16 protein-coding genes and 2 tRNA genes are annotated in these 26,272 nt (G+C 42.6%); 2 read left to right on the top strand and 16 right to left on the bottom strand.

From position 1 onward, the window contains the following. Positions 1–72 precede the first annotated feature (72 nt). Positions 73–777, top strand: a complete 705-nt coding sequence (locus GAVG_RS01735) for a vitamin K epoxide reductase family protein (protein ID WP_004112337.1) — start codon at positions 73–75, stop codon at positions 775–777. Between the two features lie 77 nt (positions 778–854). Here the strand turns inward: GAVG_RS01735 and murI are convergent, their stop codons facing one another. From murI to GAVG_RS07475, 11 genes are all read right to left on the bottom strand, one after another. Further along, positions 855–1,637 (bottom strand): glutamate racemase, encoded by a 783-nt coding sequence (gene murI, locus GAVG_RS01730; RefSeq protein WP_004115668.1) that lies wholly within the window; start codon positions 1,635–1,637, stop codon positions 855–857. Positions 1,638–1,687: 50 nt separating this feature from the next. Next, complete coding sequence (locus tag GAVG_RS01725; protein WP_009994619.1) at positions 1,688–3,313, bottom strand: ATP-binding cassette domain-containing protein; 1,626 nt, start codon at positions 3,311–3,313, stop codon at positions 1,688–1,690. Positions 3,314–3,329: 16 nt separating this feature from the next. Beyond that, positions 3,330–5,078, bottom strand: a complete 1,749-nt coding sequence (locus GAVG_RS01720) for an ABC transporter substrate-binding protein (RefSeq protein ID WP_009994617.1) — start codon at positions 5,076–5,078, stop codon at positions 3,330–3,332. Positions 5,079–5,220: 142 nt separating this feature from the next. Next, positions 5,221–6,228, bottom strand: coding sequence for an ABC transporter permease (locus GAVG_RS01715; RefSeq protein WP_004124746.1), 1,008 nt, complete (start codon positions 6,226–6,228; stop codon positions 5,221–5,223). Next, a complete protein-coding gene (locus GAVG_RS01710; protein ID WP_004115676.1) occupies positions 6,225–7,112 on the bottom strand; it encodes an ABC transporter permease in 888 nt (295 codons plus the stop codon). Before GAVG_RS01710 ends, GAVG_RS01715 begins: the two co-directional genes overlap by 4 nt. Positions 7,113–7,394: 282 nt before the next feature. Next, positions 7,395–10,805 carry a mupirocin-resistant isoleucine--tRNA ligase gene (gene ileS, locus GAVG_RS01705; protein WP_009994615.1) on the bottom strand — a complete coding sequence of 1,137 codons (3,411 nt, stop codon included), beginning with the start codon at positions 10,803–10,805 and terminating at the stop codon, positions 7,395–7,397. A 256-nt stretch (positions 10,806–11,061) separates the two neighbouring features. Then, positions 11,062–11,134 (bottom strand) — tRNA-Arg (locus GAVG_RS01700). Between the two features lie 49 nt (positions 11,135–11,183). Then, the gene (locus GAVG_RS01695) at positions 11,184–11,492 is read right to left on the bottom strand and encodes an exodeoxyribonuclease VII small subunit (RefSeq protein ID WP_004112318.1); all 309 of its coding nucleotides are present in this window, start codon (positions 11,490–11,492) and stop codon (positions 11,184–11,186) included. Between the two features lie 109 nt (positions 11,493–11,601). After that, positions 11,602–12,957 (bottom strand): exodeoxyribonuclease VII large subunit, encoded by a 1,356-nt coding sequence (xseA, locus tag GAVG_RS01690; RefSeq protein WP_042711320.1) that lies wholly within the window; start codon positions 12,955–12,957, stop codon positions 11,602–11,604. Between the two features lie 152 nt (positions 12,958–13,109). Beyond that, positions 13,110–15,470, bottom strand: coding sequence for a hypothetical protein (locus tag GAVG_RS07480; protein ID WP_230846529.1), 2,361 nt, complete (start codon positions 15,468–15,470; stop codon positions 13,110–13,112). Positions 15,471–15,584: 114 nt separating this feature from the next. Then, positions 15,585–19,124 carry a S8 family serine peptidase gene (locus GAVG_RS07475; protein ID WP_230846528.1) on the bottom strand — a complete coding sequence of 1,180 codons (3,540 nt, stop codon included), beginning with the start codon at positions 19,122–19,124 and terminating at the stop codon, positions 15,585–15,587. A gap of 435 nt (positions 19,125–19,559) precedes the next feature. Here GAVG_RS07475 and GAVG_RS01680 point away from each other — a divergent pair. Further along, positions 19,560–19,633: transfer RNA gene (locus GAVG_RS01680), tRNA-Lys, on the top strand. Between the two features lie 774 nt (positions 19,634–20,407). Here GAVG_RS01680 and tuf read toward each other — a convergent pair. From tuf to GAVG_RS01655, 5 genes are all read right to left on the bottom strand, one after another. Next, positions 20,408–21,607: an elongation factor Tu gene (gene tuf / locus GAVG_RS01675; RefSeq protein ID WP_004112314.1), complete on the bottom strand. Its 1,200-nt coding sequence runs from the start codon at positions 21,605–21,607 to the stop codon at positions 20,408–20,410. 170 nt (positions 21,608–21,777) lie between these two features. Beyond that, positions 21,778–23,907, bottom strand: a complete 2,130-nt coding sequence (gene fusA, locus GAVG_RS01670; RefSeq protein WP_004112311.1) for an elongation factor G — start codon at positions 23,905–23,907, stop codon at positions 21,778–21,780. Positions 23,908–23,949: 42 nt separating this feature from the next. Further along, positions 23,950–24,420 (bottom strand): 30S ribosomal protein S7, encoded by a 471-nt coding sequence (gene rpsG, locus GAVG_RS01665; RefSeq protein ID WP_004112309.1) that lies wholly within the window; start codon positions 24,418–24,420, stop codon positions 23,950–23,952. A gap of 3 nt (positions 24,421–24,423) precedes the next feature. Then, positions 24,424–24,795, bottom strand: coding sequence for a 30S ribosomal protein S12 (gene rpsL, locus GAVG_RS01660; RefSeq protein ID WP_003813881.1), 372 nt, complete (start codon positions 24,793–24,795; stop codon positions 24,424–24,426). 279 nt (positions 24,796–25,074) lie between these two features. Continuing rightward, the gene (locus GAVG_RS01655) at positions 25,075–26,208 is read right to left on the bottom strand and encodes a cell division protein FtsQ/DivIB (protein WP_004575091.1); all 1,134 of its coding nucleotides are present in this window, start codon (positions 26,206–26,208) and stop codon (positions 25,075–25,077) included. Between the last annotated feature and the right edge of the window lie 64 nt (positions 26,209–26,272).

Below are 26,272 nucleotides of genomic sequence, written 5' to 3'. Positions count from 1 at the left end.
GTAAACTGTGGCATGTAACGTTTATCTTATAAACGATTAATCCCTACATTATTAGCGTTTACAGGAGTACTTATGGATAGCTGTAATTCACAAACAGAACTCACTAATATAAATGAGCTATCTAAAACGGAAAACAATGTAGACGAAAAAACACTTTACGAAACAAACTCATTAAAAGGCTGGAGACATTCTGCTACTTGGGTTTACGCTATTATGCTAGTTACTTCTGCAATAGCCCTTCTAACATCTCTAATATTATCTTCTGAAACTTTAGCTCTTGCGCGCACACCGCACAAAGCGCTTGGATGCGATATAAACACTCTCATATCATGCTCTAAAGTAGCTCAAACATGGCAAGCAGAATTCATACGATTTGGCGAACTAAGCTTCCCTAACGCCTTCTTTGGAATAGCCGCCGAAAGCGTATTTGTAACACTTGCTGTAATTGGAATAGCAAAAGTAAAACTTCCAAAATGGCTAGCGATATTTAGTTGGGTAGGCGGGTTATGCGCACTCTTGTACGCGTATTGGCTGTTTTCTCAATCAATGTTCGTAATACAAGTTCTTTGCCCATGGTGCTTAGTACTAATGTTTTGCACTACTATACAATTCATGTCACTTAGCCACGCAACAGTTAGCGCGCAAGGAATTGGATTAAAAAATAAAATTCTAAACGCGTATTACAGAATTAACTACGATTTAATCGTAGACTCACTATGGATATTCGTAATCGTGCTATTAATTTTAAGCAAATACGGTCATGCTATATTTAGTTGAATCAAAAGCTTATACAACTAAATTCATCACATATTTCATCACATATTTATAAGCTGCAATTTAAATTAAAGTTATAATCAGCAGTCACTATTAAGCAGAGATTGCGATAGCTTAGCAATACGATCGCTTGAATCGGAGTTAGTGAGCAAAACACTCCCCTCGTCATCTTTATCCGCAAGAAGATTCATTGAATCTAAGACGCTTTTAAGATGATGAATAGTGCCAGCATTACCATCTACAATCTTCACGCAATCAGGCAAAAACTCGCGAAAATAACTTTTATAAAACACAAAATGAGTACAGCCTAAAACAACTGAATCAATATTGTTTAAATCATAAGAATCAAAATACTTATGCAAAGCACTCATAACAATATTTTTATTGCCTAAATCACCATTTTCCACAATTTCTACCAAATCTGGACACGGTCTAGAAAAAATTTGGTGATCTTGCGTAAAACGATTCATAAGTTCCGCAAACTTGCGCTCTTTAAGCGTTAAAGGAGTAGCAGCAACAATCACGCGCTGAGGCTTGCCGCCACCTAAATCGCAAGCAAGCTTAAGAGCAGGTTCCATGCCAATAATCGGCATACTATAGTGCTCACGCAAATCTTTAACAGCAGCAGAAGTGGCAGTATTGCAAGCAATAACAATAGCTTTAACATTAAGACTTGCAAAATGCTCAACAATCTTAAAACTAAGCTCACGCACTTCTTGCGGAGTTTTTATGCCATATGGAGCATTAGCAGAATCCCCAAAGTATATAATGCGCTCATTTGGCATTGCTTCTCGAAGCTCACGAACTACAGAAATACCACCTAACCCAGAGTCAAATACACCTATTGGAGCGCACGAAGACATAAAAACCTCCTAATAAACTCTTACAATGGTACTTTTTAGCACAAACATAATCATTGCAAAACAGCATCAATAAGACTGCGCGTGTATGGATTTTTAGGTAAACGCAATACATCTTTAACGCTTCCCTGCTCAACAATCCTTCCGCCTTTTATAACACTAACTTGGCTAGCAATGCGGCTTACTAAAGCCAAATCATGCGTTATAAACAAGCACGAAAAGTTGTACTGCTTTTGCAAGCTACTTAAAAGATTTAGGATTTTTAGGCAATGATTTGCATCTAACGCCGAAGTTGGCTCATCTGCAATAATCAAAGAAGGACGATTTATTAACGCTCGCGCAATGCCAACTCGCTGTTTTTGACCGCCAGAAAGCTCGTGCGGGAACCTGTTTATTAAGCTTAATGGCAAATGCACTTGATTAAGAACAAGCTCCACGCGCTTTTTGCGCTCTTCTTCGCTAAGACTTTTATTGACAATAAGAGGCTCGGCAATGCTCCAACCTACAGTTTTTAAAGGATTTAGCGCCGAGCCAGAATCTTGGAAAATGAACCCAATATTGCTTAAAATCTTGCGATTTGCGCGTTTTTTGCAATCGGAGTATAAATTAAGACCCTCTATGCTTATGCTGCCAGATTCTGGCTTAAGCTGACCAGAAATAAGCTTTGCAATCGTTGTTTTTCCAGCACCAGATTCGCCAACCAGCGCATGCGTTTTCCCCCTTAAAATATTAAGGTTCAAATCACTTATTGCGTATTTAGAAGGGTTGAAAATTTTAGAATACTTATCATATTTAGCAGAAACATTTTGAATGTTTACGCAAAAATCGCCAGCCTCCGAACTAGTTGATTCGCTAGCTAAATTACTAATATCAAAATCAACAATAGAGTCTAAAAGAGATCGCGTATAGCTGTTTTTAGGATTAGAAAACACATCTTTAACTAGCCCACTTTCAACAATACTGCCACTGTTCATAACATAAACTGTGTTTGCAACAGCCTTAACAACGCTCATATTATGCGTAATAATCAAAACCGCAATATTATGCTTTTTAGCTAAATCGCGCAAAAGCTGCAAAATCTTACGCTGAGTTGTAACATCCAAAGCTGTTGTAGGCTCGTCTGCAATAAGCAAAGAAGGTTGATTAATAATTGCCATTGCAATCATTGCGCGCTGAAGCTGCCCTCCAGAAAGTTCGTGCGGATAAGACCTATAAACGCGATTTACATCCTTTAGGCCAACCTCGCTAAGGGAATCAAGAACTCGCGATTTTTTAGCGCGAGCGCTCGTCTTGCCAAACTTTTCGGGATGATATTTTAATGACTCTTCAATTTGCTTGCCAATGCGCATAACTGGATTAAATGCGGTAGATGGCTCTTGGAATACCATTGAAATAAGCCCCGAACGAATATAAGAATACGGAGCATTATTGCTTAGTAAATCCAAACTGTCATTAGCGCTTGTATTAATAACCGCTTTGCCAGAAACACTAAAATCGTCTGGAAGAAGACCCATTAATGCCAACGAAGTTAAGGACTTTCCCGAACCAGATTCGCCAACCAGCGCACTAATTTTGCCCGCATATAAGTTTAAATATACGTTATGCGTAATCTGATTTTTGCCAATCGCAATAGACAAGTTACTAACGCTAAGCACTGGGTTTTCGCGATTTTCCAACATTTTCTTAAATCCTTTTCTAGTTTCTAAGCGAAACTCGCGCATAGTTTGGATAAGCCGGGAAAGACCCAACAAAGAAGTTTTCCACATTGCTTCCGTGAATATAAGTGTTCTTAGAGTAAATAAGCGGAACGATTGGAGAATCGCGCATAATCTCTTTATCAACATGCTGCCAAAGCAAATCTGCACGCGACTTATCTATAACGCCAACAGCTTGACGAATCAAGGAATCCACTTTTGGATTCGAGTAGCGAGATATATTCCAATTGCCGCCGCCTATTTGCGAAGAGTCAAAAAGCGGACCAATATTTGCATACGCAGAAGGAAAATCAGGCTGCCATTTAGACAAAGCTAAATCGTAGTCGCCAGAATCGCCAGTAATCATATCGGTAAAAATCTGCGAATCCACAGTTCGTATAGAAACATCAATTCCAACGCGCTTTAAGCTTGCTTGAATAGAAGATGCCACTTGCGCCTGATCTGGGCGAGCAATAAGACTAAACTTTAGTTTAGATTTACCCGATTCCTTTAATAATTGTTTAGCCTTTTCTACGTCCCCACGCGGATTTGCAGAATAGAGATTATAGACTTTGCGCTCGCTTACGCCTGGAGTAATAAGCGTTGTTGCAAAACCGCCAGCAACCGCACCGCCCTTTGCTCGCTGATACGACTGCTTATCTACAGCGTACTGAATCGCCTTTCGGATCTTAACATCTTTAATACGGCGATTGTTCATGGCCAAATATTCCAACGCTCCGTCACCGCTTGTAACTAAAAGATTGCTCGACTTGTAGCTTGCTTTAGCTTGTGCGCGTTGAGCTGGAGGCACAAAATCTGCAAGAATAGCATTGTCTGCGCCAGAATTGCCTTGAATCATAGATTGGGCAGCAACAGAAGGATCAACACCAAACTTCCAAATTATCTTGTCTGGGTAATTAGCTCGAATTGAATCCGCGCTGGAATCCCAATTAATGTTTCTAACCATAACAATTTGCTTGCCAACTTCGTTTTCAACAATTTTGTACGGTCCAGAAGCAACTGGGCTTTTACCATAATCCTGCGCATTCCCAGAATTTAACGGAACGGGAGCAAAGGCCGCCAAAGACGCAACCCAAGGCCAATTAGCAAAAGCAGCATTTAGTTTAAAAATGATTGTTTGATTGTCTGGAGTTTCAATCGAATCCAAAGATTTGCCACTAAACGGACCGGCATAGTCTTTAGCGCCTTCCAAAAGCGCTTTGTGGTAACCGAATCCGCCTGTAAGCGAGTTTGCAAAAGAACGCTCAAGACCATATTTAATATCTTTAGACGTTATTGGGCTTCCATCCTGGTATTTAATGCCTTTTTTAAGAGTGTACTTCCAAGTTTTTCCGCCGTCTAAAGCAGTTCCCGTATCTGTTGCTAAATCGGCAACAACACGCGTTTTGCCACTTGGCGTTACTTTCCACGTTGTTAAAGCGCGGAAAACTAGGCTATTAGAAGTTATTGGCAAACCCTGACTTCTTGCAGGATCAAAATCCATTTTTGATTCAGAGCTTAGAATCGTAAGCGTTCCGCCCTTTTTTGGATTGCCATTAAGCACAGAAGCATTTGGTAGTCTTTTTTGTAGGTTTTGACCACTTTGCACAGCAGTTCCGCAAGCAGAAAATGCATAAACCAGCGAAAACACTAGAATTACAGCAATTGCTCTTAATGTATTTAGAGCAAAACCGCGATTAAATTTTTTGATGATTTGATAATAATTTTGTATATTTTGTGTATTTTGCATGATTTTTCCTTAATTTTTTATAAAGTTATAAAGTTATTAAAAATTTTTATTATTGTGATTTAAAGAAGACTTTAGTAGCGACTTTAGTTGCAACCTTAATGGCGATTTTGCTGGCGATTTTAATCGCTCACTAATCACCACTTTAAAGGGCGACTTTAGCCGCTCTAGGATCAAGCAAACAATAACAGACGTCAACAATAAGATTTGCAATTATTACAAGAGCGGCCGAAAACAGCGTAACTCCAACCAAAACTTGCAAATCAAAAGTCTTAACAGCGTCTAAAAGAAGCGAACCCAACCCGTGCATAGAGAACACACGCTCAGTTATAACCGCTCCACCAAGAAGACCGCCAAGATCTAAACCAAACATTGTAAATATTGGTAAAATCGCATTTCGCAAAGCATGATTTACTACAACATGTGAATCGGGCATGCCCTTTGCTCTTGCAGTTCGCACATAATCTTTACCAAATTCCCTAATCATTGTAGAACGAGTAATGCGCGCATAAAAAGCGCCATTTATCAACGCTAAAACAATCCAAGCGAGTAGCAGATGCCAAGCCCAGTCAAAAGGATTAGCAAAGAAGCTAACATATCCACCCGTAGGAAAAACGGGAATGTAAACCGCAAAAGCAATAATCGCCAGCAAACCAATTAAGTAGGTAGGAGACGAAATACCAATCGAAGATATTGCTACAATTAAGCGGTCAATCCACGAATCACGCTTAACAGCTTGCAAAACGCCTGCAAATACGCCAATTATCATCCACAAAACAGCAGCGCCAATGGCGATTGATGCTGTAACTGGAAAACGACTAAAAATCAAACCAGTAACAGGCTCATTAAGCGCAAAAGACCATCCTAAGCAAGGAGCCGCGCAAACAATTGCGCTGGCAGATGCAGAATCGCCAAAAGTACGGCCAACAAAAATACCCTGCAAATAGTTAAAAAGCTGACTATACCAAGGCAAATCAGTTCCCATAAACGCAGAAACTTGTGCTAAACGCTCAGGCGTGCAAGGTTTGCCGCACATAAGCTGAGCAGGATTTGTTGGAGTCATAAAGAAAATCAAAAACATTGCCATTGCAATAACAGCAATAACAGCCAAAGCGCTTGCAACGCGCCTAATAATGTAAAGAAAAACGCTCATGCTGCTATCTCCATTTTTGAAGAAAGCCAATCGCCCAGCATATTAAACCCGAGCGCAAGCAGGGACAAAGATAAACCTGGGAATATTAAATACCACGGGTCTACCAATGCCCACTGCACTGCGTCGGATATTGAGCGTCCCCACGAAGGCGAAGGCGGATTCATGCCAACGCCAAGAAATGAAAGTGCCGCTTCAAGTGCAATACGGCCTGGTATAGAAAGTGTTGTATTAACAATGATTATTGGAAGCATGTTTGGCAAAATCTGATTGCGCAAAACATGAAAAGCACTAGCGCCCATAACTCTAGAAGCCACAGCAAAATGGCGATTTTTAAGGCTAAGTGTTTCGCCGCGAACCAATCGCGCCATACTAGGCCAACCAAAAAAGCCGATTATAAGAGTTAAAAGAAGCGGACGCGGGAAAGTTTGAGGCACAATCGCAGAAAGCGCAATCGCAAAGATTAGGAACGGAAACCCAAAGAACACGTCCATAATGCGAGAAATTGCAAAATCAACAAAACCACCAAAATAACCAGCAATAACGCCAATTACAACGCCTAAAACAACGGAGATTGCAGTAGAAGCTAAGCCAATTCCAAGAGAGATTCTTGCGCCGTGAGAGATGATTGCAAATAAGTCAATTCCGCGCAATGGCGTTACGCCAAACCAATGTTTTGAGCTTATTCCGCCTATGCCTGTAGGCAACGAAGAATCCGACAAAACATCGGGATTTTCGCTATATGGATCATTACCTGTAATAAGAGTAAAAAGGTCGGCAAAAATCGCCAATAAAACAAACAGTGATATTATTGCAATTCCAACAATTGCGGTAACACTTGATAAGTCGCGCTTACTACGCGAATAAAATACACCGCCCCTTTTCATCGCCACTCATTTCGTTACCTGCACTTTCGTATTGCAATTTTTCTATAAAACTAACAAATACAAACATGAATAAATTTGTATTATTGTCATAACGAATTTATATGAAGGTATGGAAGTGTAGAAAATCAGAGTGTCGCATTGCTTCACTTTTCGCTTAGAGCGTATCGCGACCCCGATTTCGCCTACACTTATGCGAAATCCGAAGACAAACAAAACGTGCCGACGTATGAATCATACAACGGCACGTTTTTTGTTTAGTTAATTAGCTGTTAGTTGTGTTTTTTACGCGCGCTTAAGACTTACGCTAAGCTCAGTTGCGCTAGAATCAGCCTCAGTAACTTCTAAGCTTGTAGCAAGAGTTTCGTTAGCAATCAAATCACGGAACTGCTCAACTTTAGCAACGTCCACGCTAGGCACATTCAAAGTCAAAGCGATTCGGTCTGTAACATCCAAACCGTTCTCCTTACGAGCATCCTGAACAGCGCGAATAGCGTCGCGAGCGTAACCTTCAGCAAGCAAATCGCTAGTCAAAGCAGTGTCGAGCATAACGAAACCGCCAGTTGGCATTGCAGAAGAAGCCGTATTCGCAGCCGCTTGAGCATCCGAAGACTCAACGCGATTTATAAGCTCATACTCGCCTTGTTCAAGCGCAACTTCGCCGTTTGGAGTCATAACAACAGGAGCGCCAGACTCGTTAACACGCCAATCGCCACTCTTAGAAGCCTTAATAGCAAACTGCACTTGCTTACCCAAACGAGGGCCAGCCGCGCGAGCGTTAACCTTAAGCTCGTGAACAATCTTCAAACCGTGTTCGCTTGCATCTTGCAAAGTGCAGAATGTGACATTCTTCACGTTAAGCTCGCGCTCAAGCACCTGCTCGTAAGGCTCTACAGCAGCAGTATTTTCTGCAACAACAGTCAAGTTTGCCAACGGCTGGCGCACACGCAACTGTTCCGCCTTGCGCAAAGAAAGCGTAGAAGACACAACCTCGCGAACCTTATCCATAGCAGCAACCAAAGCATCGTCGTGCGCAAGAACAGCACCAAGCTCAGTGACTTCGCCAGCCTTAGGGTTCTTCTCGCCATCTGAAAGCATTTGCGGCTCAACCAAATAAGGCCAATCAGCCAAATGCACGGATTCGCCGCCAGTAAGACCACGCCACACAGCCTCTGCTTCCATAGGAGCAAGAGGAGCAATCGTGCGCATAAACACTTCCAACACAGTGTAAAGCGTGTTGAAAGCAGTCTCGTCTTCATTCCAGAATCGGTCGCGGCTGCCGCGAATATACCAATTCGTAAGCACGTCAATAAAATCGCTTACTGCCGCGCAAGCATCGCTAATTGCAAACTCGTTCAAGCATTTTTCTACGCGCTCAACAAGCAAACGCGTGCGAGCAAGCAAATAACGATCCATGTTGCAAAGTCCTGCAACCTCGTCCGCGCGAAGCCTGCGAGCATCGTAACCCTTACCACCGTTTGCAGCGTTCGCATACAAAGTGAAGAAGTAATATGAGCTCCAAACTGGAAGCATAACTTGACGAACCGTATCCCTAATGCCGTCTGCAGTCACAATCAAATTGCCACCGCGCAAAATTGGCGAAGACATAAGGAACCAACGCATAGCATCTGAACCATACTCGTTGAAAACACCGTTCACATCCGGATAATTGCGCAAATGCTTACTCATCTTCTGACCGTCGGAGCCAAGCACAATGCCGTGGCAAATCACATTCTTAAAAGCTGGACGGTCGAACAGAGCCGTAGCCATAATGTGAAGCGTGTAGAACCATCCACGAGTCTGACCAATATATTCAACGATGTAATCGCATGGGAAGTGCTCTTCGAAGAAGTCTTTATTTTCAAAAGGATAATGGAATTGCGCGAAAGGCATAGAACCAGACTCAAACCAGCAGTCGAGAACATCCGTAATACGGTGCATTTGCGACTTTCCAGTAGGATCGTCTGGATTTGGACGAGTAAGGCGATCAATATATGGGCGGTGCATATTCACATTGCCGTCGTCGTCGCGAGGATAGTCGCCAAAATCAGCCTTAAGCTCATCCAACGAACCGTAAACGTCTACGCGAGGATACTTTGGATCGTCACTCACCCACACTGGAATTGGCGAGCCCCAGAATCGGTTACGGCTAATAGACCAATCACGAGCGTTAGAAAGCCACTTACCAAACTGGCCGTCCTTAACGTTTCCAGGAATCCAATTAATCTCCTGATTAAGCTCAAGCAAGCGCTTCTTAATCTTCGTAACAGACACAAACCAGCTAGAAACAGGCTTATAAATAAGCGGAGTTGCACAACGCCAGCAGTGAGGATAGCTGTGCACGTAGCTTTTTTCTTGGAATAGCAACGCGCGCTGATCTTCCGGCATTTGAGCAAGCGGACCGTCTCCTGCACGCAAGTTGCGCAAAATTGGCAAGTTCGCGTCAAAAACGTACAAGCCTTCGTAATCTGGGCAATCGCTTGTAAACTTGCAGCCTGCGTCAAGCACGTCAACGCTGCGAATCTCGTGCGCGTTAAGCGTGTTCATATCGTCTTCGCCGTAAGGAGCCTGGTGAACGAGGCCAGTACCTTCAGCGGTGTCAACATAATCTGCTGTGAAAATCGTAAAAGCGTTAGGACCAGGAGTGCCACCCTCAGCGAGCGCAGAATCGCTTGCAAAGTAAGGGAACACTGGATAGTAGCGCCAGCCAGCCATCTCAGCGCCCTTAAGCTCGCGCACAACCTCATAGTTTTCGCCAAGTTCCTTAGTGTAGGAACCAAGCAAAGGCTTACCAATGTAGAACTTTTTGCCAGCAAACTTGCCTTCAGTTGGGCGAACTTCCACGTAATCAATATCTGCACCAACTACGATTGCGAAGTTTGTTGGAACTGTCCAAGGAGTAGTGGTCCAGAATACTGCGTAAGCATCGTCTTCGTCGCGAAGCTTAACAGCCACGGAAACGGTAGTGTCCTGACGATTCTGGTACACATCCGCATCCATGCGAAGCTCGTGGGCACTAAGTGGAGTTTGGTCCTTCGGGCAGTACGGAAGCACGCGGTAACCCTTGTAAGCCAAGCCCTTATCGTAAAGCTGCTTAAATGCCCACATTACGGATTCCATATATGGAATGTTCAGTGTCTTGTAGCCGCGCTCGAAATCAACCCAGCGAGCCTGACGATGTACGTAGTTTTGCCACTCGTTCGTGTACTTCAAAACGCTGGCACGGCAAGCATCGTTGAACTTCGCGATGCCCATTTTTTCGATTTGCTCAACCGACTCGATGCCGAGTTCCTTCTGCGCTTCCAACTCTGCTGGAAGTCCGTGAGTGTCCCAACCAAAAACGCGGTTTACTTTGCGGCCGCGCATAGTCTGATAGCGCGGAACCACGTCTTTTGCATAGCCTGTGAGAAGGTGGCCGTAGTGAGGAAGACCGTTTGCGAATGGAGGGCCATCGAAGAACACAAACTCGTTTTGGCTACCTTTGCCAGACGGGCGGTATTCGATTGACTTGCGGAAAGTGTTGTTTGCATCCCAGTATTGGAGAACTGATTCTTCAAGCTTTGGGAAGGAAGGATTTGGTGCAACTTGCGCGCCGGCGTTTTCTTGCGTTGATGCAGTTACATTTGCTTTCGGATATACGTGATTTGCAGACGTATTTGCGCACGCGCTAGTTGCTGGATTAGTGGATTCGCTCACTGTGCTCTCCTCGCTCAACAGGGTGAATATTTCCCTGCGAGGACGACAGTTATTGCCGCGGTACCACCTCGCTTGCTGCAAGATGCTTACGCAACTCTTGCAGCCTCTCGTGTTTGGCTATACGGGCCAACCCCGTCGGTTCTAATAAGCGAGGATCTTACGAATCCTCGCCGTTCTTCCGAAAACTCCCCGCCGATAACGGATCATCGCTTAAGTTAGAAACAATCTAACACTATCCCCTAACATTAGCAAAAAGTGCCCCGGATCAGAATCGAACTGACGACACCCACTTTAGGAGAGTGGTGCTCTATCCACTGAGCTACCGAGGCAACAAATGGCAATTATACACTATAGCGTGGTTTACACGCTATAACCTGCTCAAGATTCAAGATTAGACTGCGTTCCAGCAGTTGCAGCCGTAGCAGACTGCTCCGCTTGAGCCGCGTCCAACTTAGCGCGAACCGATGCAAGCAAGCCCTGCGCACGCTTTGCTAGCGCTTCTCCAAGCTCCCATTGATGCATAGACTGATCCAAAGTCAAACCGCCAGCCTCAAGTGCTTTAACAGCTTGCACAAGCTTTTCGCGCGCCTCTTCGTAAGGCATTGCGTTAATCGCAGCCCGCTCTTCACTGCTAAGCGTGCTAATAGCGTCAACTTTTGCACCTGCGTCTTTTGTTTCGTCGCTCATAATTATCCTTTTCTAATTTTTTATTTAAGATTTTTTTATTTAAAATTTTTGCGTTTTTATTTTTAAGACTTTTAGATTTTACGACTTTACAGCTTTAGATTTTACAACTTTACGACTTTTCTACAGAAGTAACGCTAGCTGTAATCAATCCACTTTTAAGAGTAACAGTTATATCATCGCCAGTTTTTACACGACTAGAATCATCGAGTACTTTCCCACCGCTAATTTGCACAACTGCGTAACCTCGATTAAGCGTTGATTGCGGACTAAGAGCCGTAATACTGGCATGCGCTTTTTCAACAGTCAAACTAGCGTCGTCAAGCAGCCGCACCAAACCATGCCTCATGCGTTCAACGGCCTGCTGCACAAACAACTCATGCGGCTCCAGCATAGTGCTAGGTCTAGTAAGGCTAGGACGATTCGCGTAGCCTTCAATAAGCTGAATCTCGTTGCTAACTCGCGCAGAAATCCTCATACGCGCGTGTTGCAAAGCGTTATCAATCAACTGCCATTGCTCGTTAACATCTGGAACAACGCGCTTTGCTGCATCTGTAGGAGTAGAGGCTCGCATATCTGCAGCCAAATCAATAAGCGTCCAATCGTCTTCGTGACCAATCGCAGAAACAATCGGAGTTACGCAAGCAGCCGTAGCGCGAACCACGCCTTCGTCCGAAAATCCAATCAAATCTTCAAAACTACCGCCGCCGCGCGCAACAATAATCACATCAACCTCTGGGTCTGCGTCTAGCTGCTTAATGGCCGCAATTACGTCCGCTGGGCATTGCACACCCTGAACATGCGCGTGAACCACCTTAAAACGCGTTACAGGCCAGCGCAAATTGACGTTTGTAATAACATCCCCCTCGGCGCGAGCTTGAGGCGCACACACTAGACCAATGCACTTTGGGAACTCAGGCAGAGGCACTTTATTCTCCACGTCAAACAAGCCTTCGCCTTTAAGCTTTTTGCGCAACTCATCTATTTGCGCTTTTAAGTCGCCAGCGCCAACACGTCTAATTTCGTCTGCAACAAAGCTCAATCGCGTTGCTTTTACCCAAATATCCGCCTTGCCGTGAACTACTACTCTATCGCCCTGCCGCAAATCTTTCGATTGCTGAACAAACTTGCTAAAGCCCATTATGGAGATTGAAATGTCTTCGTTACTGTCTCTGAGCGTTATGTAGCCAGACGTAGACCTTCTCATGTTGATTTCAACAATCTGACCTTCTACCCAAGCTGCAGGCCACTTTTCTACAGCACCATGGAACTTTTGGCTTATAACGCTTACCGGCCAAGGATTTTCGGCAGTCGTGTCGGCTGCCTTCAGAGGAAGCTGGCGCGGCTGCGGCTGCGACTGAACGAACGTTTGGCGCGGCTGCGACATAATCGTCTGCTGCGAATCTTGCGGCATATCTTGCGAAGCATCATCCTGGAATAATTGCGGCATCATATTTGACGAGGTCATGTTTACAGCTTGACTGCAAAGAGGGACAAACACGCGATAACTCTCGACAGTAGTGCCCACAATAAAATACTCCCCATGCGATTAAGCATGAGGAGTACTTAATTATTTAGAATCATAGAATCTAAAATTCAACTTCAGAATCTAAAATTCAATTATTTAATACTTCGATTCCGCAATCTGCTAGCAATTAACGCAAAAGCACTAATTAGCATCAACAAAGTAACTGTAACCAGAGTGGAAACTGTTCCAACACCAGTTGCACTTAACTTTGAAAGCATGCTACTTGCATTAGCTTCCTTTGAAGATGCAGAATTGCTTGCACCAGAATTGGCAGCACCATTAGCTTTAGATCCGCTTCCGTTCTTACTTCCGCTACCGTTGGCATCAGCATTGCTTGCATTTGCAGATCCACTAGCATTTGCGTAACCAGAGCTCAAATAATCATTGGCAGCATTGCTAGAAGATTCATAATTCTCGTAATATGAATCAAATCCAAATCCTGAAGAACTTCCCAAAACACTTCCGAAATTATTTTCAGAATATTTCTGATTATATTCTGCAATTGTTTCTTCAGATGAAGTTGCATTAGCTGGAATAACCCACACATTAGTCCATGCAATCTGCGAACCATTTTCATCAAGAAGAACAATCGTATACTCACCTGAATATCCTTCTGGTATCTTAGCGTCGAAGCGAGGCAACCCATCATCACCTAACGTTACCGTTACATACTTAGATCCATCTTTACCATGCAATAGCACAGGCGAAGAATAAATGTAAGCATAAGCATAAGCTAACTTATTCTTCTTAAGTTGGTTAATGAATGCACTTGTATCACTAGAAACTTTAGCATTAGGAGACTCAGAACCAGATTCAGCAGAATCATTCATTCCAGCAATCAGCATAACAACAGGATTGCTCTTACCAGCACGAGCAACGTTATTCAAGCGATTACCAACTACAAGATCACCTTTAAGTGATTGTTTTAGATCTGCTATTGATTCAGGAGCCTTAGGCGCTGAAGTCGACTCAGCAGGTGGATTTACAGAAGTATTAGAAGAGCCAGAATGTTCAGATGGACCTTGAGGCGTATCTTTCTTTCTGTCAATCACAATTACCTTAGAAACCGTATCACTATCAGCGTTCGTATTAGTCGTAATATTACCCGCGTAATCAACAGCCTCTACTCTAATAGTATGACTACCGTTATTTAAATCAGCAGTTGGAATATCAAGACTGAATTCAGTCTCACCCGGCTTGCTAGCAACAACAGCAGCATTATCTTTACTATTATCAGAATCTACAAGAATATCTTCTATATTCTTCTTAACTAGATTATTTTTAGCAGAAGCGACAACTTTTCCATCAACATATACTTTTGCAAGTTGAAGATTATTATCCTTGACCTTCACCTTGATGGATCTATTATCACTAATAGTTTCATTGCTTTCCACACCAATATTAACTTCAGGATCCTTCTTATCAACAACTACAGGTATGAAGGTTTCCAAAGATGAAGCAGTTGTATTATTCACTTCTACATGAATAATATCCTTATCTTTTACAGCAAAATTCTTGTTAAACAATGACTTGTTTACCTTTTCACCACCACCATCTGTTGAGAAGAATTCACTAACTATACTTCCGTTTATAAACAGAGAATACCCAAAGCAATCCTGGCTCATAGAACCCTTGAAGTCCACAGAATCTTTATTGGTGAACAATGTATTACCGTAAACAATAGGTTCGTTAAACACAGCCTTAGCTGGATTTACGTCAAAGTAGAATCTTGCCTTAGTATCAAGGAAGCTTCTCTCTAATTCCTCTGTTGACCCTTCTTTCTTAACTTTTTCTTTAAGTTGCATACGGAAATCATTTATTCCAACACGCATAGGAAGCGTCACAGAAAAACGACCATCTTTAATTACAGCAACAATAGGATCTTTCAATTTCATATGACCGTCAACTATTTCAGCAGAAGGCGTGAACACTATGTTTGAAATCTTAGGTCCAACTTTACCTGTTACTGTAAAGGAATTACCACTTATATTAGGATTTGGCTTACCGTCTTTCAATTTTGGTTGAATTATATAAGTGTTAATTCCTTCAAACTTATTTGCGGATTCCTTATCTATTTCAAAGTCATAATCCTTGCTGAATATCCTATGAACTTCACTATCAAACTTATCTACTGGCTTCGTACGACCTTCTAAAGCAAACACTTTAGAAGAATCATTCGCACCATCAGATGCAGTTAAAGTAACTGTATAAGCAGTAGCATCAGGTTTAATAGTAACTTCGAATGAACCGTCATCATTAAGCTTTACATCATCAGGATCTACAAATTCTCCAGAAGAAGAACCGCTACCAACGGAAACACCACCATCAGGAGTTTGCGCTGTCTTAACATAATCCAAATGCATCGAAAGCTTGTCACCTTTATCATCAGTAACTTTGCCCTTAATAGTAACCTCACCGTTTTTAAGAACATCGAGATTATTATTTTTGTTCAAATTGGTTACTGTTATATTTGGAGCATGAGCATTGAAAGTTACATCAACTTCATCATTACCAATTGGCTTACGTTCATTGTTTAAACCTGTAACAACAATATGATTAACACCGTTCTAAAGAGGAACATAGGCGGCAAAAGCTGACTTATCTTTGAAGAATTTCTTATGCTCATCATCAACAGTTACAGTCTTATTCCCATTATCTTTATAGGTAACCGAAACTTTAATATCTTTCACATCATCGGAAGCATAACCGCCGATAGGAAGATAAAGATTATTGTCACCATCGAATTTAGACATGAATCTAATGGCCATAGTCTTACTTGCAAGCTTAGAGGCTCCATTTATAACAACATCTTTAGAATCCTTAGAATCCTTAAAAATCTTATAAACATAACCACTTTTATTTTCAGCAGAATCCTTAGTTGAGACATAAAGGAATTTAGCATCAGACCCAATATGAACTTTATAAGTATGCTTTGTCGCAGGATTAGAAGGATCAAAGTTTAACTTACAAGCACCCTTGTCATCTTTTTCCTGGCATGTTTTATCTACATTTCTAACTGCAGACCATTTGCCATTTATATGAATATCAGGCACATAAGTTTCGCTCAAATCGTCAGTGACAGTAATAATCACATCACCATTAGAGTCACGGTCAGAAACCTTAATCTTAGGAGCTTTGGTATCAAGACCAACCTTCATAGTGTAGGTTTGTGAACGATCAGAATTCTTAGACAATTTTGCTGTAACCTTGTACGTATATATTCCATCAGGAGCAATTACCTCTTTACCGGTTTTAGGATCGTATTCACTACCATCCCATTCACCAGTAGAACTCTCATTACCATGAGCATTTCCTTTAAGGCTCCTGTAATCACTACGGCTAAGATAATTGTCATAACCTAAATCTTTAACAAGGTTGCCCTTACTGTCATATATAGAATATCTGACTTCTTCAGCACTACGGAACATCATTACAGATGGAATGATAGTGTCTAAAAGCTTATCTTTGTTAGGAGAGAATGAACCTAATTTAGTAGCTTCACCCTCACGATTCACCTTTACTTTATTAGTATTACTTACCGCAGAAACAAGAGTTGTACTTGCTTTAATATCTGAAGAATACTCCTTACTAGGATCAACAAGAATTGGCTCTTTATTCCAATCTCCAACGAAACCTAGATATGGAACTGAGATGTTTGGTTGATTAGAATCTTTTGATTCAAATCGAATATAACCCTCAATATAGTGATTCCTACTAGTGTTTGGCTTAAGCTTAAATTCAACTGTTGCAACACTATTAGCTTTTACTAAAATACTGCCATTGCAATTTTGAGGAGTCAAATCCTCATTCTTACTTATATTTGTAACAGTATTTTTATTAGCTTCGTTTGATTCATTTAATACTTGTTGAGTTGGAACGTTGAAAGTTAAATCTTTGCTTCCGTAATTGTGCAAATCTACTTTAATAGTTCTTTCACCATTAACTTCACGAAGAGGAACATAAGATTCACCGTTAACAGTAGCAATAACATTTGTATCCATAGCTTTGTCAACTTGTGCCAAGCCAGCACCGATTTGACGAGGAACATATGGAACGCCCGTATCTTTACCATCATCAGTAAGAACCTTCGCAGTATTCATCAACGCTTGAGTTGCTCTCTTTGCGCGTTCTACTCTACTAATAGAAGGAAAACGATTCTTATAATATTGCACCATAAGTGCAGAAAGACCTGAAACATTTGGAGCAGCCATAGAGGTACCCGACATGTTTACATAATTGCCTTTACCGTTCTGAGTAGAAAATACGTTACCACCGATACCAGCGATATTAGGCTTAAAGTCGAGCTCTGGCGTTGAACCCCACGAAGAGAATCCTGAAGGATGCATGCTATCAGGATTTGGAGCGCTTACATAATCATTGCTGAAAGAAATCTTAACTTTCTTATTTTGCTTAAGATCATCGAGCATTTTTAAAGCGTCAGTACGCCTAATCGACACTCCAAATTTTTTGCCAAATCCTTCAATACCAGCCATACCAAGGAATTGTTCTGTACCTTTATCATTATTGTAAACAAGTATACCTGCGGCACCAGCTTCAAAAGCATGCTTGAATTTTGTAGCAAAATTGATTTTACCGCGCTCAACTAATACATATTTACCGTGAACATTTACGCTATCGTACTCATCTATATCAGGATCATCTGAATCATCATCGTATGATCTTCCATATCCTACAGAAACGACTTCACGCTCTTGACCATCAGGTTTGCCTGTAGCCAACCTATAAAGTATATCTGTACCTTTACTGGAACCATCTACTTTATAAGTTGCTTTTTTCTCTGTCATAACTGAATTTTCAACAGAAGCAACACTGAAAGCTTCAGGGAATGCAGAAGGCGTACCAAGAGTCGCATCATCTAACTTTCCAAAAACATCATCTATTTCACCATTAGACGAAAAATTCAAACCTGAATTACCGGCAGAAATAACTGGAAGCACACCAACAGCTCTAGCTTTCTTTAATGCCAAACCTGTAATATTTGAGGCTCCACTAAAGCCGTTGATAGAACCAAGCGACATGTTTATAATATCCGCACCAAGCTCAACGGATTTTTCAACAGCAGCAGCAATATCAGCATCATCAGCACCGCCAGATCTGCTAGCTTCATTCGAGAACACTTTCATAGCAAGTAGCTGTGCGTTTGGAGCAACACCATCTACACGCCAATTCTTGTCTGCTGGTTTACCTGTCTCATCTCCATTAGCAGCCACAATACCAGCTACATGCATGCCATGCTGTTCTTCACTAATATCATCTCTAACATTATCGTTTTGATCTGCAAAATTATAGCCGTCAGGAACTTTATCTGTAAAACCAGGCTTAGGTTTCATTTTTATATGAGCTTTTGCAGATTCATCGAGCTTCATATCTGGCTGATTCATATCAATACCGGTATCAATAATTGAAACTAGCATACCAGTGCCATCAAGCTTATACTTTTTAAAAGCCTCACCTACACCTTGTAAAACACGTGCATTGTTTTCCATTGTCCGGAATTTACGTGCTTTGTGAGCAGATTCAATTTCAGGCTCTTTTCTAAGTTCTAATACCATATTCTGAGGCATGGTTACCTCAAATGCATTCACCAAGTATCCAAGCTGACGGCGAACCTTCATCTTATATTTTTTGCACCATTGAGGGAGAAGTTTATTTTGTTGATTCTTACGTTCTGAAGCAACACTTTTTCCAATGCCACCTTTACCTTTAAGAGTAACTACAACATTTACTTCTTCTTTAGAATTAAAGTCAAATTCGTTTTTATACGCTTTTTTATAATCTTCTATAGCTTTTTCAAGCAATGAACCTTTATAAGATTCTTCCGTACCTTCATTCTTTTTATTTTCAGCAAAATCTTTAATAGCTCTTTTAATTTCTGCTTCTGTAGGCACATGACCTGAATCAGCAGCTTTGCTGAGCAATTTATTTGCACCAGAAATTGTGGTTTTATCAGATTTTTTATTAACATTTACGTTTGATACAGTTTCTGCGTATGCTGTAGTTAATCCGGAAAGCGGCACGATAAGGGTTGCTGTAGCAACTCCTAATGCAGCTAAGCGAGTTAAATATGATGCTCTTTTGAACTTCATAAATACGCTCTCCTTCAATGAAATACTTATAAAATATTTTTCACAAGCCTAGCATTGAGGAAAATAAAAAAAACATAAATATGTAAATTTTTATGCATAAACAGTTAAAAAATACGAATCAACCCACAAAGAACGGCTAAATATAGCCATTTCTAAAGAGAAAATTTTTCAGAATTGCGTTGATTATACAACTATAAATTAACATGTTGTTCACACAAAAGATTCAAAACTCGTTTTTTGTTACTATTTTTTATAAATATTGCTTATATTTATAAACATATGTTACTTTAGATAAACTTCTTATCGAAATTTTTCCGAAATATAAAATGTGAAACCAAAAAGTGTTATAGCACTAATAACAAAACACGACACGCCGTAACTTGCAAATAAATCGATTCTGAGTATAGTTATTACTCGGCTCAAGAAATGACCAACGCCCCTTTAGCTCAGTTGGTTAGAGCAGCTGACTCTTAATCAGCGTGTCCAGGGTTCGAATCCCTGAGGGGGCACAAACAAAACCCAAGCTTTGCGGCTTGGGTTTTTTCGTATTTAGATTTTTCATTATTCACATATGATTTATGGGCTATAGGCCAAAAAGTGTGTAAAGCTAAGCTGATTAATCTTCTGGCGTATAAGCCACAGTACACACACCGTTAATAACTCAGTTAACGAACTGAGAAAATAACGGTAATAGGCACGACACTGTTAATAACTCAGTCAGCCAACTGAGAAAGTAACGGTCATATGTTACTAGTGCAGTACGTAATCTGCGACAGTAACAGCGTTTGACGATTTATTGTTAAATATTCAGATAATACATGTTTCGAACACCAAAGAACATAAGAAATAACCCACATTCGATATGCCGCGAGCCGTACTGCTATAAGGGTTATGAGCTTATTTTTTACACACTTTTTATCCGGGTGGCGAATGTGCAGAAAACAGATTTGATTACCGCAAAACCCTTGTATTGCAATGCGTGAGACATGATTTATTACACACTTTTTGGCCTATAACCCCAATATTCCAACAAAAGACTGACTCTCAGACACACTTTCGCCATTTACACAATAACATTTAAAAAAAAAACAATGTTGTGATAATTTTTGTGATAACTATAAAAAAGTAAAAATTCAAAACACGCTAAACAACGCCAAACAACACACCAAACAACACAAAACGATCTATGTGTAATTCTTCAACAGAAAATACAAAAAGACCCCACGATTTTCCTCATGGGGTCTTTTCTAAGACTTAACTAATATCTTCAGTTAGAAAAAATACTAGGCAAGAATCTTGGTCACACGACCAGAACCAACGGTACGGCCACCTTCACGAACTGCGAAGGTCAAGCCCTCTTCCATTGCGATAGCCTGGATCAACTCAACAGTGAAGGTTGCGTGATCGCCTGGCTGAACCATTTCGATGCCGTCTGGCAAGGTGATAACGCCAGTAACATCGGTGGTACGGAAGTAGAACTGTGGACGGTAGTTGGAGAAGAATGGCGAGTGACGGCCACCTTCGTCCTTGGTCAAGACGTAAACTTCGCCTTCGAACTTGGTGTGTGGAGTCACAGAACCTGGAGCAGCCACAACCTGACCACGCTCAACGTCGGTACGGTTGATACCGCGGAGAAGAAGACCAGTGTTATCGCCAGCCTCTGCCTCATCCATCTGCTTGTGGAAGGTCTCGATAGAGGTGACGGTGGTGGTCTGGGTATCGCGCAAACCAACGATCTCAACTGGGGTGTTGATTGGGAGCTTACCACGCTCAACACGACCGGTGACAACGGTACCACGACCGGAGATGGTGAACACATCTTCGATTGGCATCAAGAATGGCTTGTCAAGATCGTGAGTTGGGGTTGGGATGTACTCGTCAACAGCCTTCATGAGTTCCTTGACGGTCTCTACCCACTTGTCGTGGTCTGGAGCGTCATCATGCAAAGCGCCGTAAGCGGAAGTACGGATGACTGGGCAATCGCGATCGAAGCCGTTTTCTTCGAGGAGGTCACGGACCTCTTCTTCAACGAGATCGATAAGCTCTTCGTCGTCAACCATATCGCACTTGTTCAAAGCAACAAGAATTTTTGGAACGCCGACCTGCTTAGCAAGCAAGACGTGTTCACGGGTCTGAGCCATTGGACCGTCGGTAGCAGCAACCACGAGGATTGCGCCATCCATCTGAGCGGCACCAGTGATCATGTTCTTAACGTAATCAGCGTGGCCTGGGGCGTCCACGTGAGCATAGTGGCGTGCAGCCGTCTGATACTCGATGTGGGCGATGTTAATGGTAATGCCGCGCTCCTTCTCTTCTGGAGCGGCGTCGATCTGATCGAAGTCATACTGAGGGTTCAGATCTGGATACTCGCCATGCAGCACCTTAGAAATAGCCGCGGTCAAGGTAGTCTTACCGTGATCAACGTGACCGATGGTACCAATGTTAACATGCGGCTTAGTACGCTCGTACTTTTCCTTTGCCATGTGTTTGTCCTCCTGGACGTCTCGTAGTTTGCTTCACAACCTTATGTGAAGCCTCTCGCTACATATTTACTGGGTTTCTGGGTTAGGTGCCACTTCGGTGCCAGAACCCAGTCAACGTACGAAATTCTAGCGTTGACTAGGGACACAAAACACCGAAGTAGCGTGCGCTTTTACTCGCCGCGCTGGGCTTTAATAATCTCGTCCGAAACAGCCTTTGGAACTTCCGCGTAAGAGTCCATCTGCATGGTGAACATTGCACGTCCCTGAGTCTTGGAACGAAGATCACCAATGTAGCCGAACATCTCGCTCAGTGGAACCTTAGCGTCAATAACCTTAACGCCAGTAGCGTCGGTCATAGACTGAATGTTTCCACGACGGGAGTTCAAATCGCCCATAACGTCACCCATGTACTCTTCTGGAGTACGAACTTCCACTGCCATAATTGGCTCGAGGATTACTGGGTGAGCCTTAGGAGCAGCTTCCTTGAAGCACATGGAACCTGCAATCTTGAAGGCCATTTCCGAAGAATCAACGTCGTGAGTCTGACCGTCGGTAACGGTTGCTTTAACGCCAACCACTGGGAAGCCTGCCAAAACGCCAGATTCCATAGCTTCCTGCACACCTGCGTCGATGGAAGGAATGAATTCCTTAGTAATGTGGCCGCCAGTGACCTCGTTAACGAACTGATAGACTTCGCCAGATTCTGGATCGATTGGCTCGAAGTTCATCAAAACCTTTGCGAACTGACCAGAACCACCAGTCTGCTTCTTGTGGGTGTATTCCTGGTTCATAACAGCCTTACGAATGGTTTCACGATAAGCAACCTGTGGCTTACCAACATTCGCTTCGACCTTGAACTCGCGGCGCATACGATCCACAATAATGTCGAGCTGAAGCTCGCCCATACCAGAAATCAAAGTCTGACCAGACTCTTCATCGGTCTTAACCTGGAAGGTAGGATCCTCATCAGAAAGCTTAGCCAAAGCCAAGCTCATCTTTTCCTGATCTGCCTTCGTCTTTGGCTCCACAGCAACCTCGATAACAGGATCTGGGAAGGTCATGGATTCCAAAGAAATTGGGTTCTTTTCGTCGCACAAAGTATCACCAGTGCTGACATTCTTCAAACCGACAAAGGTGTAAATGTTTCCAGCTTCTGCAGAATCTACAGGATTTTCCTTATCTGCGTGCATCTGGAAGATCTTACCAACACGTTCCTTCTTGGACTTGGTGGAATCGTACACAGAATCGCCTGGCTTAACTTCACCAGAATACACGCGCACGAACACAAGCTTTCCATAGAATGGATGGGTTGAAATCTTGAACACCAAAGCTGCAAATGGATCGGTGTTTACTGGCTTACGATCAATTTCAACAGATTCGTCGCTTGGATCAAAGCCCTTAATAGATGGAACATCTTCTGGGCTTGGAAGGAAGTCAACAACAGCATCCAGCATTGGCTGAACGCCCTTATCCTTGAATGCAGAACCGCAAGTTACTGGGAAGGCTTCGCGAGCAATAGTAAGCTTGCGAATACCCGCGCGCATTTCTTCTTCAGAAAGCTCTCCAGATTCGAGGTACTTCTCAAGCAACTCTTCGTCAGCTTCTGCAACCTGATCCATAAGCTCGGCACGATATTCTTCTGCACGCTCCTGCAGGTCTGCAGGAATGTCAACGGTGTCGTAGTGGGCACCCATATCGTCCTTAACGTCATTCCAGACGTAAGCCTTCATACGAATCAAGTCAACAACACCAAGGAAGTCGTTTTCAGCACCGATTGGAAGCTGAATAACGAGAGGCTTAGCACCAAGCTTTTCCTTAATGGTCTTAACAGAATAGTAGAAATCTGCGCCAAGCTTATCCATCTTGTTGATGAAGCAAATACGTGGAACACTATACTTATCAGCCTGACGCCAAACGGTTTCAGACTGAGGCTCCACGCCTTCCTTACCATCGAACACTGCAACAGCACCGTCGAGAACACGCAAAGAACGCTCAACCTCTGCGGTAAAGTCAACGTGTCCTGGTGTATCGATGATGTTGATCTGGTAGCGATCGTCAGTGTCATGAGTCTGACGCTGCCAGAAGCAAGTGGTTGCAGCAGACTGAATAGTAATACCGCGTTCCTGCTCCTGTGCCATGAAGTCCATGGTGGATGCGCCATCGTGAGTTTCACCGATCTTGTAATTCTTACCAGTGTAGTAAAGAATACGCTCGGTGGTAGTAGTCTTACCAGCATCGATGTGCGCCATGATGCCGATGTTACGAACCATATTCAGGTCGTTAAGCACATCTTGTGCCATATTATTATCCTTAGCTCTTTAAGATACCGATTATCTTGTGGATTACCAGCGATAGTGAGCAAAAGCCTTGTTTGCTTCTGCCATCTTGTGGGTATCCTCGCGGCGCTTTACAGAAGCACCCAAGCCATTGGAGGCATCGAGAATTTCGTTAGCCAAACGCTCAGCCATAGTCTTCTCACGACGAAGGCGGGAGAAGTCTGTAAGCCAGCGCAAGGACAAAGTGTTTGCACGAGCAGGCTTAACTTCGACTGGCACCTGGTAGGTTGCACCACCGACGCGGCGGGAACGAACCTCAAGGCTTGGACGAATGTTATCGAGAGCGCGCTTCAAAACAGAAACTGGCTCCTGCTCGGTCTTTGCCTTCACCTGCTCAAGAGCAGTGTAGACGATGTTTTCTGCGATGGACTTCTTGCCATCGAGAAGAATTTTGTTAATCAACTGAGCCACGACGGTCGAGCCGTAGATTGGATCAGGAAGCAGCTGATGCTTTTTTGCAGGTCCTTTACGTGACATGTTTTACTTCGCCTTCTTTGCTCCATACAGGGAACGACCCTGCTTGCGGTCCTTAACACCCTGGGTATCGAGAGCACCACGCACGATGTGGTAACGCACACCTGGGAGATCCTTCACACGGCCACCGCGCACGAGCACAATGGAGTGCTCCTGCAAGTTATGACCTTCGCCTGGAATATAGGCGGTTACTTCAATACCCGAGCTGAGGCGCACACGAGCAACCTTACGAAGCGCAGAGTTTGGCTTCTTAGGAGTGGTGGTGTACACACGAGTGCACACGCCACGACGCAACGGGCTACCTTTCAAGGCCAAAGTCTTTGACTTCTTAGGCTTGGCCTGACGTCCCTTACGGACGAGTTGTTCAATCGTAGGCAACTTAAGTTCTCCGATTCATTGTTATCTTCTATTTGGTGAAAACCGCCACACTGCAGCACACCTTAAACCATGAATCGGTTAAAAGAGTAAAAGCCACAGTCCACCGGCCCGATGGCCCTCATGCCTCCAGCCACGCATTACTGCGCGCTATCCTTGGCACTTGGGATATCCCAACGAGAACACCTATAACATAAGGCGCACCGTTGGCACACACGAACTACTATTATACATCCTTGCTTGACAATTAAAATACGCTTAAATAAGATCCGCTTAAACGAACTACTTTAAAATAGGTCTTGCGGGAGCAGAAACATCAAGACGTTGCCTGTTTCCAATTTTGCTAGGATCATTGATAATCACGTCTACAATCGCCTTTTTAAGATCTAAATCTGAAGAATCACCCCAAACAATTACACGATGAATTTCTACGTTAGAAACAGTGGAAGAAATCTCAGTTTCAACAGAATCCTGAGTTCTGGCACTAACTCGCATTACATGTGAACGAAAATCTTCAGACAAAGAACTTACAATTTTCAACGCCTCACGTACAGCCTTACTGCTCAAACTCTTGTGAACGTCTGTAACTTCAATAACTGGAATTCCTGTAGTAGGAACATTTTCAACTGCATTAAGAACTCTACCTTTAACGTCAACAGCTGTTAATTTTTCACTACCGTGAGATTTAAGTATCGCAGCAGGCTTTTGCGCTCTAACCGTTATTTGCAATCCTTGAGGGAATTTTTTTGAAACCTTAGCTTCTGTAACACCAGGTATGTTATTAAGTTGCTCAATTATTTCTTGAGATGACACTAAAAACAGCGATTTATTTACCTGATTAGATGCAATAGACGAAATTTTTTGCTCACTAACCCATTCGTTAGAGCCAAAAATACTAATATTTTTAGACTTAAGTCTAAATACAGGAGAAAAGAATAGAACCCAACATAGCAATGTTATAGATGCAATTATCAGAAAACTATAGAGAAATCTCAACAGAATCGTACGTAAACTAGCGAACTTTTTTTCTTTTTCTCTAGCACTGAAATCTATAACTTTAGGCCTAGAAACAATACCTAATGGCCCAGCGGTTGAACGCAAAGTCTGTTTTACAAAATCAACTACAGAAAGTCTCCTAGCATCTACAAAAGTGTTCTTAGAAGCATTATTTTTTGTAGATTCACCCGATACAGAAAACTCTGCAGTTACAGAAGACGCAGAAGATTTAGATGCAGTTGTAGGCACGGAAGATGTAACAAACTCAATAGAACTATCAGATGTAGTTAAATTCGATTTTGCTGTTCTACCTTTTTTGCGCAATGATTTTTTAGAAATCAGGTTACGATTTTCCGCATCGTTTCCAGTCGTACTAGATACAGTACGACCTTCAGACTTGCTAAAAATCACACGCCCCATACACTACCTCTTAAATCAGCTTACGACTTTTATCTGCTTTAAAATTTTATAAACTCTTATAAAC

The sequence above is a fragment of the Gardnerella vaginalis ATCC 14018 = JCM 11026 genome (assembly GCF_001042655.1).
GTDB classification, from domain to species: domain Bacteria; phylum Actinomycetota; class Actinomycetes; order Actinomycetales; family Bifidobacteriaceae; genus Bifidobacterium; species Bifidobacterium vaginale.
This window is presented reverse-complemented; position numbering and strand designations above follow the sequence as displayed.

What these genes read in the sequence shown, in the direction of transcription:
- GAVG_RS01710 (WP_004115676.1), bottom strand. Translation starts at nt 7,112, where the DNA reads ATGAAAAGGGGCGGTGTATTTTATTCGCGTAGTAAGCGCGACTTATCA.
- fusA (WP_004112311.1), bottom strand. Translation starts at nt 23,907, where the DNA reads ATGGCACAAGATGTGCTTAACGACCTGAATATGGTTCGTAACATCGGC.
- xseA (WP_042711320.1), bottom strand. Translation starts at nt 12,957, where the DNA reads ATGACCTCGTCAAATATGATGCCGCAATTATTCCAGGATGATGCTTCG.
- tuf (WP_004112314.1), bottom strand. Translation starts at nt 21,607, where the DNA reads ATGGCAAAGGAAAAGTACGAGCGTACTAAGCCGCATGTTAACATTGGT.
- GAVG_RS01735 (WP_004112337.1), top strand. Translation starts at nt 73, where the DNA reads ATGGATAGCTGTAATTCACAAACAGAACTCACTAATATAAATGAGCTA.
- rpsG (WP_004112309.1), bottom strand. Translation starts at nt 24,420, where the DNA reads ATGTCACGTAAAGGACCTGCAAAAAAGCATCAGCTGCTTCCTGATCCA.
- murI (WP_004115668.1), bottom strand. Translation starts at nt 1,637, where the DNA reads ATGTCTTCGTGCGCTCCAATAGGTGTATTTGACTCTGGGTTAGGTGGT.
- GAVG_RS01720 (WP_009994617.1), bottom strand. Translation starts at nt 5,078, where the DNA reads ATGCAAAATACACAAAATATACAAAATTATTATCAAATCATCAAAAAA.
- GAVG_RS01695 (WP_004112318.1), bottom strand. Translation starts at nt 11,492, where the DNA reads ATGAGCGACGAAACAAAAGACGCAGGTGCAAAAGTTGACGCTATTAGC.
- GAVG_RS01715 (WP_004124746.1), bottom strand. Translation starts at nt 6,228, where the DNA reads ATGAGCGTTTTTCTTTACATTATTAGGCGCGTTGCAAGCGCTTTGGCT.
- GAVG_RS01655 (WP_004575091.1), bottom strand. Translation starts at nt 26,208, where the DNA reads ATGGGGCGTGTGATTTTTAGCAAGTCTGAAGGTCGTACTGTATCTAGT.
- GAVG_RS01725 (WP_009994619.1), bottom strand. Translation starts at nt 3,313, where the DNA reads ATGTTGGAAAATCGCGAAAACCCAGTGCTTAGCGTTAGTAACTTGTCT.
- GAVG_RS07475 (WP_230846528.1), bottom strand. Translation starts at nt 19,124, where the DNA reads ATGAAGTTCAAAAGAGCATCATATTTAACTCGCTTAGCTGCATTAGGA.